At 71.8% G+C, this 14390-nt stretch carries 10 protein-coding genes and 1 other RNA gene; 6 read left to right on the top strand and 5 right to left on the bottom strand.

The window, feature by feature from the left end; all coding sequences use genetic code 11:
- Positions 1 to 31: 31 nt before the first annotated feature.
- The 5 genes from IEX37_RS08535 to ffs all read right to left on the bottom strand — a co-directional run bounded on the left by IEX37_RS08535 (position 32) and on the right by ffs (position 7136).
- Positions 32 to 2578 carry a glycoside hydrolase family 65 protein gene (locus IEX37_RS08535; protein WP_188755851.1) on the bottom strand — a complete coding sequence of 849 codons (2547 nt, stop codon included), beginning with the start codon at positions 2576 to 2578 and terminating at the stop codon, positions 32 to 34.
- The gene (locus IEX37_RS08530) at positions 2575 to 3375 is read right to left on the bottom strand and encodes an HAD family hydrolase (RefSeq protein WP_188755850.1); all 801 of its coding nucleotides are present in this window, start codon (positions 3373 to 3375) and stop codon (positions 2575 to 2577) included. Before IEX37_RS08530 ends, IEX37_RS08535 begins: the two co-directional genes overlap by 4 nt.
- A gap of 88 nt (positions 3376 to 3463) precedes the next feature.
- Positions 3464 to 4687 (bottom strand): acetate/propionate family kinase, encoded by a 1224-nt coding sequence (locus IEX37_RS08525; protein WP_188755849.1) that lies wholly within the window; start codon positions 4685 to 4687, stop codon positions 3464 to 3466.
- A 126-nt stretch (positions 4688 to 4813) separates the two neighbouring features.
- A complete protein-coding gene (pta, locus tag IEX37_RS08520; protein ID WP_188755848.1) occupies positions 4814 to 6955 on the bottom strand; it encodes a phosphate acetyltransferase in 2142 nt (713 codons plus the stop codon).
- An 84-nt stretch (positions 6956 to 7039) separates the two neighbouring features.
- An RNA gene (gene ffs / locus IEX37_RS08515) (signal recognition particle sRNA small type) lies at positions 7040 to 7136 on the bottom strand.
- A gap of 149 nt (positions 7137 to 7285) precedes the next feature.
- On the opposite strand from ffs, the gene IEX37_RS08510 reads away from it, so the two are divergent.
- The 6 genes from IEX37_RS08510 (at position 7286) to IEX37_RS08485 (ending at position 14313) form a co-directional block, all read left to right on the top strand.
- A complete protein-coding gene (locus tag IEX37_RS08510; RefSeq protein ID WP_188755847.1) occupies positions 7286 to 8257 on the top strand; it encodes an AAA family ATPase in 972 nt (323 codons plus the stop codon).
- Between the two features lie 134 nt (positions 8258 to 8391).
- A complete protein-coding gene (locus IEX37_RS08505) occupies positions 8392 to 9621 on the top strand; it encodes a DUF58 domain-containing protein (RefSeq protein ID WP_188755846.1) in 1230 nt (409 codons plus the stop codon).
- A complete protein-coding gene (locus tag IEX37_RS08500) occupies positions 9612 to 11915 on the top strand; it encodes a transglutaminase TgpA family protein (RefSeq protein WP_188755845.1) in 2304 nt (767 codons plus the stop codon). Before IEX37_RS08505 ends, IEX37_RS08500 begins: the two co-directional genes overlap by 10 nt.
- Before the next feature lie 5 nt (positions 11916 to 11920).
- Positions 11921 to 12094, top strand: coding sequence for a ribbon-helix-helix domain-containing protein (locus IEX37_RS08495; protein ID WP_188755844.1), 174 nt, complete (start codon positions 11921 to 11923; stop codon positions 12092 to 12094).
- Between the two features lie 366 nt (positions 12095 to 12460).
- Positions 12461 to 13048, top strand: a complete 588-nt coding sequence (locus IEX37_RS08490; RefSeq protein WP_188755843.1) for a helix-turn-helix transcriptional regulator — start codon at positions 12461 to 12463, stop codon at positions 13046 to 13048.
- Entirely contained in the window at positions 13045 to 14313 is a 1269-nt protein-coding gene (locus IEX37_RS08485; protein WP_188755842.1) for a HipA domain-containing protein, read from the top strand. Before IEX37_RS08490 ends, IEX37_RS08485 begins: the two co-directional genes overlap by 4 nt.
- The last annotated feature ends 77 nt before the right edge of the window (positions 14314 to 14390 follow it).

Below are 14390 nucleotides of genomic sequence, written 5' to 3'. Positions count from 1 at the left end.
GGCGGGCGCGGCATCCCCCGCGGGCGAAGCGTCACGCCCGGTCGCTCAGCTCGGGGAGGTCGTCGACCACGACGGGCGTCGACGCCGTCACGGCCGCCGGCACGGTCGGCTCCAGAGATGTGCCGTCGTCCCGGCGCATCTCCGCGAACGGCGTCAGCGTGGGTCGCCCCGGCAGGACCGGACCCTGGTCGGCCAGCGTCACCACCGCGGGCGCCTCCGGGGTGGCGATGTAGGCCTGTCCCCGCACCTCGAAGGGCACCGGATCGCCGGAGCGCACGGCCACCCGCATCTCGTCGCGACGCAGCGTGACGTCCAGGACCGAGCCGCGCCACTGGATCGTGTAGGCCAGCTCGGGCCACTCCGCAGGCAGGCGCGGGTCGAACGTCAGCTCGCCGCGGTAGTCGCGCAGCCCTCCGAAACCGGACACGAGCGCCGTCCACACTCCCCCGGCCGACGCCACGTGGACGCCGTCGGCCGAGTTGCGGTGCAGGTCGCCGAGGTCGACGAAGAGGGCGTCGATGAAGTACTCCAGCGCCAGGTCCTGGTAACCCACCTCCGCCGCGAGGATCGACTGGACCACGGCCGACAGCGTGGAGTCGCCGGTCGTCAGCGGGTCGTAGTAGTCGAAGTCGGCGCGCTTTTCCTCCGGCGAGAAGTGGTCGCCCTGCAGGAACAGCGCGAGCACGACGTCCGCCTGCTTGAGCACCTGGAACCGGTAGATGACGAGGGGGTGGAAGTGCAGCAGCAGCGGGCGCTGCTCGGCGGGCGTGTGCTCCAGGTCCCACACCTCGCGCTCGAGGAACAGCGAGTCCTGCGGGTGGATGCCGAAGTTCTCGCTGTACGGGATGTGCATCGCGTCCGCGGCACGCTCCCACGCCTCGGGCTCGCCCGGATCCAGCGCGACCCGGTCGGCCAGCAGACGGAACGCGCCGGGGTTGCTCTCGGCCATCTCGCGCACGACGCGCGCGGCGGCGTGCAGGTTGAACCGGGCCATGACGTTCGTGAACAGGTTGTCGTTGACGACCGTGGTGTACTCGTCCGGGCCCGTCACGCCGTGGATGTGGAACGTCTCGACGCCCTGGTAGGAGCGCCAGAAGCCGAGCGTGGTCCACAGGCGGGCCGTCTCGACCAGGACGTCGGCGCCCTCCCGTTCCATGAAGTCGACGTCGCCCGTGGCGCGCACGTACTTCACGATCGCGTAGCTGATGTCGGCGTTGATGTGATACTGCGCGGTGCCGGCCGCGTAGTACGCGGAGGCCTCCTCGCCGTTGATCGTGCGCCACGGGAACAGCGCCCCGGCCTCGTTCAGCTGCGCGGCCCGGCGACGCGCCGCCGGGAGCATCATGGTGCGCATACGCATCGCGTTGCGCGCCCACAGCGGGTTCGTGTACGCCATGAACGGCAGCACATAGATCTCGGTGTCCCAGAAGTAGTGGCCCGAGTACCCGGATCCGGTCACGCCCTTCGCGGGCACGCCGAACCCGTCGGCGCGTGCGGCGGCCTGGGCCAGCTGGAACAGGCACCACCGGGTCGCCTGCTGCAGGCTGTCCTGACCCGCGATGCGGACGTCCGAGCGAGACCAGAACTCGTCCATCCACTCGCGCTGGCGCCGGTAGACCGGCTCGACGCCGTCGATCGCGATGCGGTCCAGCGTGCGACGGCAGCGGTCGACGAGCTCGCGCGCCGGCACCCCGCGCGAGGTGTGATAGCTGACCACCTTCGTGATCGTGATGGGAACGCCCGCCTTGGCCCGCACCCGGAACACCTGCTTGGCGATGTCCGGCTCGACCAGGCTGCGCGTGTCGAAGTCGTTCTCGGTGTCGATCTGGTGATCGGCCGCCACGGCGAGCGTCATCCCCGAGCCCGTGACGCGATAGGACAGCGCGGACCGCAGCTCGTCCTGCCAGTACTCCTGCGGCTGCAGCACGCGCTCGTTGATCTTGTCGGTCTTGCGCGGGTCGAACTCGGTGCCGCGCCCGGCCTCCTTCTGCGCCGCGATGGAGCGCGCCTTCGCGACGGTCGGGACGCCGCCGTAGACGTTCTCGCCGTCCTGCCGGTTGACGATCTGGGAGCTGATCGTGACGGGCGCGTCCGTGTCGAGCAGCGTGACGGTCATCCGCATGACGGCCAGGTGGCGCTCCGCGAACGACACCATCCGGTCGTCTTCGATCAGCACGTCCTTGCCCGCGGGCGTGCGCCACAGCAGGCGCCGACGGTAGATCCCGTCGCGCATGTCGAGCACGCGCTCGTACTCGCGCATCTCGGCGATGTCGAGGGTGAGCGGCTCGTCGTCGACGTAGACGCGCATCACCTTCGCGTCGGGCGCGTTGATGATCGTCTGGCCCACCTCCGCGAACCCGTACGCCTGCTCGGCGTGCCGGATCGGCCACGTCTCGTGGAAGCCGTTGATGAAGGTGCCGTGCTCGTGCGCGTGGCGGCCCTCCGGGTGGTTGCCTCGCAGGCCGAGGTAGCCGTTGCCGACCGAGAACATGGTCTCGGTCACGCCCGCGTCGTCGCCCGAGTAGCGCGTCTCGATGAGACGCCACGGGTCGACGGGGAAGCGGTCGCGGTCGATCATCGAAGGTGCTCCGTGCTTTCGGGGTTGTCGTGGGGGTGCAGGGGCCGCCGGACGGCGTCCGCGAGCTCGGCCAGGTCGGAGACGACGATGTGCGCCCCGGCGTCCGTCAGAGCCCGGGCGCCGGCGCCGCGGTCGACGCCCACGACGAGGCCGAAGCCTCCGGCGGCGGCCGAGGCGACACCGGAGATGGCATCCTCCACGGCGACGGCGCGAGCCGGATCGACGCCCGTCGTGCGCGCCGCCTCGACGAACACGTCCGGGGCGGGTTTGGAGGGCAGGTGCTCGCGCTCGGCGACGACGCCGTCCATCACGACGGGGAAGCGGTCGCGCACCCCGGCGGCGGCCAGCACGTCCTGCGCGTTCTTGGAGCTCGACACGACGGCCACCGGCACGCCGGCGGCGTCCAGCAGGTCGAGCAGGCGCACGGTGCCCGGGTACGGCCGGATGCCCTCGTCGGCCAGCACCTGGGAGAAGACGACGTTCTTGCGGTTGCCGATGCCGCACACCGTGTCGCGCTCGGCCGCGTCGGCGGGCTCGCCCCACGGCACCTCCACGTCGCGACTGCGCAGCAGCGCGGCGACGCCGTCGTACCGCTTCTTCCCGTCGAGGTGGTCGAAGTAGTCGGCGTCCGTGTACGGCGGGGTGATCCCCCAGTCGGCGAACAGGCGCTCGAACATGACGCGCCACGCGTGCATGTGCACCTCGGCGGTCGGCGTGATGACGCCGTCCAGATCGAAGAGCACCGCGTCGTACGTGGTGAGGTCGGGAAGGGACACGGGACCTCCGGTGCGGATCATGTGGGCGGGAGACATCGCCCGGACGAGGCGACGCGACCAGCGTAGTCGGGCTAAGTTCGCTTTTTCCTGTCTCCGTGAGGGAAGGACATCACACCGCGCTCAGCGTCTGGCGCGCGATCTCCAGCTCCTCGTTCGTCGGCACGACGAGCACGGTCACGCGCGAGTCGGCGGCGGAGATGACGCGCGTGCCCCGGTCGGGGGACGTGTTGCGCTCGGGGTCGATGCGGACGCCCGCGAAGCCGAGCGTCGCGAGCGCGGATGCGCGCACGAGCGCGTTGTTCTCGCCGACGCCCGCCGTGAACGAGATCACGTCAACGCCGCCGAGCTGGGCGATGTAGGCGCCCGCGTAGCCGCGCAGGCGATGGATGTACACGTCGAACGCGAGCGCCGCGGCCTCGTCGCCCTGTTCCCGGCGGGCGAGCAGGTCGCGCATGTCGGCGACGCCCGCGAGGCCCCGCAGGCCGCTCTCGCTGTTGAGCAACCGGTCGAGGTCGTCCGCCGACATCCCGGCGCGCCGCGCCAGGTGCAGCAGCACGGCCGGGTCGAGGTCGCCCGAGCGGGTGCCCATGACGAGTCCCTCCAGCGGCGTGAGGCCCATCGACGTCTCGACCGACCGGCCGCCGTCCACGGCGGTGACGGAGGCCCCGTTGCCGAGGTGGAAGACCAGCTGCCGGAGGTCGGCGAGGTCGCGGCCGAGGAACGCCGCGGCGGCCGCGCTGACGTAGGCGTGGCTCGTGCCGTGGAAGCCGTAGCGGCGGATCCGGTGCCGCTCGGCGAGCTCGCGGTCGATCGCGTACGTGTAGGCGGCGGGCGGGAGCGTCTGGTGGAAGGCCGTGTCGAACACCGCGACGTGGGGGATGTCCGCGAACGCGCGGCGCGCGGCACGGATGCCCTGCAGGGCCCCCGGGTTGTGCAGCGGCGCCAGCACCGAGAGGTCGTCGATGTTGATCTCGACCAGGTCCGTGACGACCGTGGCCTCGAAGAAGCGGGCACCGCCGTGCACGACCCGGTGGCCGACCGCGACGGGAGGGTGCTCGTCGAGGGACGGCCCGTGCTCGGCGAAGGCGTCGAGCATGAGGCGGAATCCGGCCGTGTGGTCGGGGATCCGGCGCTCGATCCGGTGCGAGGACTCCAGCACCGTGGGCGCCGGCTGCCCCGGCTCGGTGTGGAAGCGCACGCGGTGCTCGGCGACGCCCGCGTCGTCCCCGATCCGCTCGACCAGGCCGGACGCGAGCAGGCGCTCGGACGACATCTCGAGCAACTGGTACTTGAACGACGACGACCCGCTGTTGACCACCAGCACCACGCTCATCCGGCGCCTCCCCTCATCCGCTGTCCCACGCCCTGCCGATGATGTCCCACTTGCCGTCGGAATCCGCCCCGCTTTCCGACCCGAAGTGGGACATCCGGCGACGAGAAGTGGGACATCCCCGGGGGCTCATGGCTGCTGTGCCTGGATGGCGGTGATCGCCACCGTGTTGATGATGTCCTGCACGAGCGCGCCGCGCGAGAGGTCGTTGATCGGCTTGTTCAGCCCCTGCAGCACCGGCCCGATCGCGACGGCCCCCGCGGATCGCTGCACCGCCTTGTACGTGTTGTTGCCCGTGTTGAGGTCGGGGAACACGAACACCGTCGCCCGGCCGGCGACCGCCGAGCCCGGCAGCTTCGCCCGGGCGACCGCCGCGTCCGCCGCCGCGTCGTACTGGATGGGCCCCTCGATCGGCAGCTCCGGCGCGCGTTCGCGCGCGAGCGCGGTCGCGACGCGCACCTTGTCGACGTCGGCGCCCGATCCCGACTCCCCGGTCGAGTACGAGAGCATCGCCACGCGCGGTTCGATGCCGAACTGGGCCGCGGTCGCCGCCGACGAGACCGCGATGTCGGCGAGCTGCTCGCTCGTCGGGTCCGGGATCACGGCGCAGTCTCCGTAGACGAGCACGCGGTCGGCGAGCGCCATCAGGAACACGCTCGAGACGACCGACACCCCGGGTCGCGTCTTGATGATCTCGAAGGCGGGCCGGATGGTGTGGGCCGTCGTGTGCGCGGCACCCGACACCATGCCGTCGGCGAGCCCCAGGTGGACCATCATCGTGCCGAAGTAGGACACGTCGGTGACGGTGTCGGCGGCCTGTTCCTTCGTGACGCCCTTGTGCGCCCGCAGCCGGGCGTACTCCTCCGCGAACCGGTCGACGAGCTCCGGATCGAATGGGCTCAGCAGGCGGGCGTCCGTCAGGTCGACGCCGAGTTCTGTCGCGCGTCCGCGGATCGCGTCGGGCTCCCCCAGGACGGTCAGGTCCGCCACCCCGCGGGCCAGGAGCGACGCGGCCGCCCGCAGCACGCGGTCGTCGCCGCCCTCGGGGAGCACGATGTGCTTGCGGTCGGCGCGGGCCCGCTCGAGCAGACCGTACTCGAACATCAGCGGCGTGACGACGGTCGCACGCGCGACCCCGAGCACGCGGGTGAGCGCGGCGGTGTCGACATGCCGTTCGAAGAGCGCCAGCGCGGTGTCGTACCGCCGCCTCGAATCCGCGGACAGGCGTCCGCGCGCGCTCATGACCCGGACGGCCGTCTCATACGTGCCCAGCTCGGTCGTGACGATCGGCAGAGTGGAGCCGACGCCGTCGATCAGCCGCAGCACGTCCGCGGGGATCTCGAAGGGTCCGTTGAGCACGATGCCCGTGAGCGACGGGAACGTGCCGGACTGGTTGGCCAGCAGCGCCGCGACGAGCACCTCGGTGCGGTCCGCGGGGATCACGACCACAGCACTCTCGAGAAGCCGAGGTAGCACGTTCACCATCGACATCCCCGCCACGACGACGGCGAGCGCCTCGCGCGTGAGGAGCTGCTCGTCGCCCCGCAGCACCGTGGCGTCGAGGGCGCGCACGATGTCGCCCATCGACGGCGCCACGAGCAGCGGCTCCTCCGGGAGCGTCCACACCGGCGGCGGCGAGGACGCCGCGCCCCGGGTCGCGGCCGACACGGCGGCCGAGATCTCATCCATCCGCTCGGGGTCGGCCCGGTTCACGACGGTCGCCGCGAGCTCGGCGCGCCCGCGCACGAGCTCGGGCAGCGCGAGGCGCGCGAGCTGCGCCATCTCCTCGGGCGTGCGCGCGGTCGTCGTGCCCAGCCGTTCGGCCTGGCCCTGCTGCGCCCGACCGCCGAGGACGAGCAGGACGGGCGTGCCGAGGTTCGCGGCGATCCTCGCGTTGTAGGCGAGCTCGGCGGGGCTGCCGACGTCCGTGTAGTCGCTGCCGAGCACGACCACGGCGTCGCAGCTCGCCTCCACGGCCTTGAACCGGTCGACGATCGTCGACAGCGCGGCGCCGGGGTCGGCACGCACGTCGTCGTACGTGACCCCGATGCAGTCCTCGTACGCCAGCGGGGGGTCGCCCGCGCCGGGATCCGCGCGCCGGCGGTCCAGGAGCATCTCGACGACGTAGTCGCGCTCGACCGTGGAGCGGGCGATCGGCCGGAAGACTCCGACCCGCGCGGCCGTGCGGCCGAGGGCGTCCAGCACGCCGAGCGCGATGGTCGACTTGCCCGAGTGCCCCTCCGCCGAGGTGATGTAGATGCTCCTCGCCACGGGGCCAGCCTAGGTGTGTCGCCGGCGTCGCGGGAGGGGGCGAGCAGCCGGAAAGGCGTGGCAAAAGGCACAGCACCGGGGAAAAGTAAAGACTCTCCGCGCACCCGGCAGAGCCCGGTTACCCTTGCTACGTTTCCGTCCTGGGGGAGTTGGCCTGGATGCCGTCACGCGGAGAGCTGTCGCCAGTCTAACTCGCCTCGGCGGGGAGGGGGACCGCGCCGGGGGCGGTGTCCGGAATCGCAGCGGTGCCTGCAACCCACCACTCGGGCAAGATGGGAGCGGGGACCGTTGCGTCGCAGCCGGCGGCCCCGCAGCGACGGGAGTCCACACGTGAGCGAGCCGATCACCGCCGAACGCTTCCGGCAGGCGACCGACGAGATCCTTCGGGCCGTGGGCGGGGTCATCGATGGCAAGCCGCAGGCGGTGCGCAGCACCCTGGTCGCCCTGCTCGCCGAGGGCCACCTGCTGATCGAGGACGTCCCGGGGGTCGGGAAGACGGTGCTCGCCCGGGCGATCGCCGCGTCCATCCATGCCGAGGTGCGCCGCATCCAGTTCACTCCCGATCTGCTGCCCAGCGATGTCACCGGGGTGTCGGTGTTCAACCCGGCCACGCGCGAGTTCACCTTCACGCCCGGCGCCGTATTCGCGAACCTCGTCATCGCGGACGAGATCAACCGGTCGTCGCCCAAGACGCAGTCGGCCCTGCTCGAGGCCATGGAGGAGCGCCAGGTGACCGTGGACGGCCGCTCGCACCGGCTGCCGGATCCGTTCCTCGTCGTCGCGACCCAGAACCCGCTCGAGATGGAGGGGACCTATCCCCTGCCCGAGGCCCAGCGGGACCGCTTCATGATGCGGATCTCGATGGGCTACCCGGATGCGCAGGCCGAGGCGCTCATGCTGCGCCAGCGGGACACCGAGAACCCCCTCGCGGCTCTGCGTCCCGTCGTGACGGTGCGGGAGGTGGCCTCGCTGATCCGGTTCGCGCGCTCGGTGCACGTCGCGCCTGCGATCGAGGAGTACGCGGTCGCGATCGCCCAGGCCACGCGCTCTCACGCGGACCTGAGACTCGGCGCGAGCCCGCGGGCGACGCTGCAGCTCGTGCGGGCGGCGAAGGTGTGGGCGGCGCTCGACGGGCGCGGTTACGTCATCCCGGACGACATCACCGACCTGCTCGAACCCGTGTTCGCGCACCGCCTCATCCCCTCCCGCAGCACGGCGGGAGGCCGCCGCGCGGGCGACCCGGTGCCCCAGATCCTCGAGCAGATCGCCACGTCGATCCGCGTTCCCCTCGCGACCCGCTGACCGTCATGGCGTCTGCAGCTCCTGTCGGCCCCGGCACGGAGGGCACGCCGGGCCTCGTTCCCGCGGCGGTGCTCCGTGGGGCGCGGCGTCGCGCGCGGGCCCGTGGCCCGCTGACTCTCCGCGGTGCATCGGCCGTGGTGGTGGGCACGGCTTGTCTCGTCGCCGCGTACGCGCTCGCCCGTGTGGAGCTCGCCGTGCTGGGGCTGACGCTCCTGACGCTGGTGGCCGGAGCCGGCGTGGGCCTCCTGCTCGCCGGACGCGTGACGGACGTGCGGCGGTCGCTGTCGACGGAGGTCGCGCGGGTGGGAGGCGTGTCGCATGTCCGCCTGAGCCTGTCACTGTCGGCCCGCCCGATCCCCGGCGGCGCCTGGCGCGATGCGCTTCCGGACGCGCTCGCGGCCCTCGAGGCGTCGGGGGCATCCGGTCCCCTGTCGGCCGGCGCGCGCGACACCACCCAGGCCTCCTATGCCGTCGTGGGAATGCGCCGTGGACGTCATGCCATCGGCCCCCTCATGGCGGAGTCCTCCGACCCCTTCGGGCTCGTGCGGCTCCGTCGGCCCGCCGGCGAGCGCACGCCGGTGAGCGTCGTCCCCGCCGTCGTCCCGCTTCCGCCGCTTCCCGGCGCCCCCGCGGCGACCGGGGGCGCCCGGTCCGCCGCGGACCGGCACGGGCAGGGGGCCGACAACCTGATCCCGCGGCCCTACGCGCCCGGCGACTCGATGCGGCGCATCCACTGGCGGGCGTCGGCGCGACACGACGAGCTCATGGTCCGGGAGGAGGAGCGAGAGACGACGCCCCGGGCGGTCGTCGTGATCGACCGCAGCGGCGCCCGCTGGGGGAGGCACGCGGCGCAGGGCCAGGACCCGGAGTTCGAGTCGGCCGTGACGATGTGCGTGTCGGCGGCCTGGAGCCTCGTGCGCGACGGATATTCCGTCGACGTGATGGACTCTGAGGGCGTCCTGCTCGCGCTGGTCGGGGGGCCCGAGGATGTCGAGGGGATGCTCGTCGCCTTCGCGGGTGTGGAACCGGTGCCCGGCGATGCCCTGCCCGGCCTGGCGAGCGCACTCGGCGAGGCGGCCTCCGCACCGGTCATCCTCGTGGCCCGCGGCCTGAGCCACGACGACGTCGCCGGTCTCGGGTCGGTCGCGGCGCGTTCCCCGCGGTCCCTGCTGCTCGCGGCCGGGACGGATCCGGACGTGCTCGATCATGCCTCCCGCGCAGGCTGGCACACTGCTCACCTCGGCGGCGACGTGGAGGCGACGTGGGCCGCCGCGATCGGAGAGCATGCCGCGGCGGGAACCCGCACTCCCACCGGAACCCGGGAGCACCACGCACGCCGGGGAACGGGGGCTCCGTGGCAGTGACCGAGCTCACGGCGACGCGTCCCGCTGCTTCGCCCCCGTCGCCCCGACCGGGTGCGCGGTCAGCCGCCCGACCCGGCCGGCGACCCCTCGGCGAGCTCGCGCTGTCGGCGAGCGTCGGGGTCGCGACGATCACCGCGCTCGTGCCCCTCACCCGGCTCATCGTGCCCGTCTGGCTCGCCGGGGCCGTCGCGACCGTCGCCTTCGTGCTGCTCCTGGGCTGGCTCCTGCGCATGACCCGTCTGCCGGCCGCCGCCGTGGCGGCCGCGCAGCTCCTCGCGTGGGCCCTGTGCGCGACGGCGGCCACCGATCACCCGGACGCACTGCTCGGCATCCTGCCCACGCCTCCGGTCATCCGCGACCTTCCGCTCCTGCTGAGCCTCGCGAGCCAGCAGCTGCTGGAGGGCATCGCGCCCCTCCATCCCGGCGAGGCCCTGTCATTCACGCTGATCGCCGCCGCGGGCCTGCTCGCGCTCGCGGTGGAACTGCTCGGGCGGGCCACACGCACGCCGATCGCGGCGGCCGTCCCGCTCATCGCCGCGTTCATCGCGCCCCAGCTCGCCGTCCCGCGGGGCGCCGACCTCCTTCCCGCGGCGCTGCTGGCGGCCGCAGTGCTGTGGATGGCTGCGGCCGACATGCGGCTGCGCGAGCCCCGTGTCGCCCGCGGCGCCCTCGCGACCGGGTGGGCCGCGGCGCTGGCGGCGGGCGCCGTGGTCGCGGGCGTCGTTCTCGCGCCGTTCGCGCCCGTGGCGCTGCAAGGCGGGTCCGGCGTGGGCGCCACCTCCCGCATCGACGCGACCCTCGATCTCGGCAGCGACCTGCGGCGGCCCGCCGAGGTCGAGGTGCTGCGGGTGCGCAGCGACGCCGGCGGGGCACCCTACCTCCGCGTCGCCACGCTCACGCAGTTCGACGGCGAGTCCTGGGCGCCCGACGAGGCTCCACCGGACGACCTGTCGTTCCTCCCCGTCGATACGAGCGTCGGCGTGATGGAGCGCGTCACGACGATCACCGTCACCGGCCTGACGAGCGAGTACCTACCCGTCCCCTACCCCGCGGTCGAGGTCACGGGAACGTCGGGTCCCTGGAGCGTCAACGCGGCGAACCGCACGATCTTCACGCCCTCCGGCTCATCCCTCGGCCAGTCCTACGAGGTGCGGTCGCACGTGCCCCAGCCCACGCGCGAGGAGGCTCAGTCCGCGGTACGCCGCAGCCTGGGCGCCGACGGCTTCCGTGTGACCGGCGTCGGGGACTCCGCGGAGCTGTCGCCGGAGGCGCTGCTCCTGCCCCCGGACGTTCCGCCGCAGATCCGCGAGCTCGCCGTCGAGGTGACCGCGGGCACCGACAATGCGTACGACGCCCTCGTGGCGCTGCAGTCCTGGTTCCGCGGAGGAAGCTTCCGCTACTCGCTCGAGGCACCCGTGGAGGACGGGTTCGACGGTTCCGGCCTGGACGCCATCGAGCGATTCCTCGACGTCCGCCGCGGCTACTGCGTCCACTTCGCGTCGACCTTCGCCGTGATGGCGCGGACCCTCGGGCTGCCCGCGCGCGTCGTCGTCGGGTATCTGCCGGGCACGCGCACGGGAGAGCTGATCGACGACCAGGCCGTCTACTCGGTCGCGGGCTCTCAGCTGCACGCGTGGCCCGAGGTGCATCTGCGCGGCATCGGGTGGATCCCGTTCGAGCCGACCGCGACGCTCGGAGCGCCGACGTCGTTCAGCCCCGCCTCCGCGCCCCGGGAGGACGACGAGCCGCTCATCACCCCGTCGGCTGCCCCGACCCCTGCGTCCACGTCGGAGGCCGCCCCCGAGCGAGAGGATGTCGAGGGGGCCGCCCCCGAGGCGCGCGGCCCCGGGGCGAGCAGCGCGCCTCCGGTCCTCGGCGTCGTGCTCGCGGCTCTCATCATCCTCGCGGCCCCCGCCGCCATCCGCGCCGTGCGATGGAACCGCCGTCTGCGCGCGGCCGGGTCCGGCGACGCCGCCGCAGCATGGCGCGAACTGCGCGCCCTCGCGATCGACGCGGGAATGCGACTGGACGAGAGCGAATCGCCGCGCGCGTTCGGCACGCGGCTGGTCAACGACCGCGGCGTCCCCGAGGACGCAGTGCGGCCTCTCGTGACGGGCATCGAGCGCGCCAGCTTCGGGCCCGCGGAGCCACGCGAGGGCTGGGCTGCCCCCGCGACCCTGGGCCTATCGGGCGCCCTGCGCCGAGTACGGCACGCCCTGCTGCCCGCCGGCCGCACCCGGCTCTGGGCGACCCTCGCGCCGCGCTCGCTCGTGGCCCGCCCCCGGCGCCGGTGACCCGCATGGCCACGATGAACGTCTCGCTCCCGGACCACCTCAAGGAGTACGTCGAGGAACGTGTGGGCGCGGAGCACTACACCTCCGCCAGCGAGTACGACTCAGCACCGTCACCCGTCACCACCCACCGGAACGACCGGCTCAGATCCGTGGCGGTGACGGTGGGATTCGAACCCTGATCGGGAGTTCGGGCCGCCGCCGTCGATGCCTGCAACCGCGTGATCTCGCGGCAGCTGGGTACACCTCGGAACAGCTGAGAACCGGTGCGCACAGATGTTCTGTTACCAGGTCGTTCCCACGGTTGGCGGCCGCGGCGCTGTCGCTGCCGAGCCGCGCCCCGCCGACGTCGTTGAGGTGGTGGCCGTCTCGACCTCGGGTCGCAGCGGGGTTCCTCCTTCCTTTTCGGCCTGCCATCGCACCCGGGGGGAGGTGTGATATTTTTCGCACATCAGCTGCATGTTCTATTTACCTCACATCTGCCCGGTGGTAGATTTTTCTAACAACAGCTCTGGTGCTATTTTCCAAACACGAAGGGAGGGGTCCGCGTGAAGTTGCAGACACCATCAGACCTCGCCCGCCTGGTCAAGAACGCCCGCGTCCAGCGGACGCTTACCCAGCAGGACGTCGCCGACGCCGTCGGCATCACCCGCCAGTCCCTCGCCCGCCTCGAACGCGGCAACGGTGGCACCTCCTTCGACACGGTGCTCCTCATCCTCGACCACCTCGGCATCCACCTGGACGCCACCACCGACCGCCGCACCGCTGCTCCCGCCACAGTCGCCCCGAGAGGCGCCGCCCAGGCCGCGGCCGACGCCCTCAGCAAGCGCATCACACCACTGATCGGCTCGGGCACACCCGAGGCGCTCAACAAGCAGATCCTTGGCTCGCTCCCCCAGATCGACCCCTCGCTTCTGCCCAAGATCGACGCCCCTGGCCTCCTGAAGCAGGTCGAAGCCAACCTCGACCCCGCCACACTCGCCTCCCTCCGCGAAGCCTCCCGCGGACTCACCGAGCATCTCGCCATCCCCGGCTCCGTCCTCATCAATCCGCCGAGAGCGGTGGACGCCGACTCCCCGCCCACCGCGGAGGGCCAAGCGGATACTGACCCGGATGCCGCAGGGGCTATCGAATGATCCGCGCCCTCGACGTGTACCTCTACGATGCCCACGTCGCCACGATCACCCGGCGAGGCGAGAATCTGCAGCTGCGCTACCTGCCCGAGTACGTCCACTCGGACAGCCCCGTCCCCATCTCAGTGACACTCCCCGTCGTCACACCCGCCTTCGGGAACGACGACACCAAGCGGTTCCTCGACAACCTCCTGCCCGACCGCGCTGACGTTCGTTCCCGCTGGGCGCGGGAAGCGAAGCTGACCAGCGACAGCACCTTCGACCTGCTCTCTGTCCACGGCGCCGATGTCGCCGGCGCGCTCGAGTTCTACCCCGCAGGCACATCACCCAGGCAGGAGGAGAACCTGACGCCGCTCACCGAGAGGGAGATCGGCGACCGGATCCGGCAGATCCGCCGAGACGACTCCGACTGGCTGCAGCACCGCGCCGCCGAAGAAGGGTTCTCACTCGCCGGCGCTCAGGGGAAGTTCGCGCTCGCCCTTCGCGACGGCCAGTGGTTCGAGCCGTCTGGGCGGCAGCCGTCGACACATATATTCAAGCCGGGCATCCAGCCGCTGCCCGGATCCGACGTCACCGAGCACATCACCCTACAGGTCGCGCGCCTGCTCGGGATCGACGCAGCCGCATCCGTGATCGCCGAGTTCGACGGCGAGCACGTCCTCATCGTGGAGCGCTTCGACCGCTTCGACGACAAAGGCGCCATCGGCCGACTCCACCAGGAAGACCTCGCGCAAGCCACCGGGACCTCGCACGTTCAGAAGTACGAGTCCGACGGCGGCCCCGGCTACCGCGACATCTTCACGGTCTTCGACCGCAACCTCAGCGCCGCCGACGCCAAGAGCGCCAAGGAGCGGTTCGCGAAGCTGCACGTCTTATCTTGGACCATCGGTCACAACGACGGCCACTCCAAGAACTACTCCCTCACCCATGTTCCCGGTCGTAGCGTGCTCGCCCCCTTCTATGATCTCAACAGCTCGCTCCCGTTCAAGCAGCGAGAGCAAGTCCTCGCTCACGACCCTGCCGTCTTCGACAACGTCGAGCTCGCCTTCGCCGTCGACGGGGCGAACACCCTCGGCACCTTCAACGCCGACAGCATCCGACGCCTGGAAGCCGACGCAGGACTTGCCGAAGGACACCTGCGGGAGTTCGCCCTTCAGATCGCCGCACGCCTCCAGCCCGCCGTCGCCGTCGCCACCGAACCGCTCCCCGATCGCCTGAAAGCGCTCCCCGCCGTCACGCTCTACGCGCACGCCACATACACACAGTGAACCGTCCCCGGTTTGATGCCGCTTCCTTTCGAGTCTGGAAGGAAGATGTTGATCATGCCGAAGAGGATCCCGGAGGA

This window comes from Microbacterium album, assembly GCF_014643695.1.
In the GTDB taxonomy this organism is placed as follows: domain Bacteria; phylum Actinomycetota; class Actinomycetes; order Actinomycetales; family Microbacteriaceae; genus Microbacterium; species Microbacterium album.
Note: the sequence above shows the minus strand (reverse complement) of the source record. Positions and strands in the feature narration are given on the sequence as shown.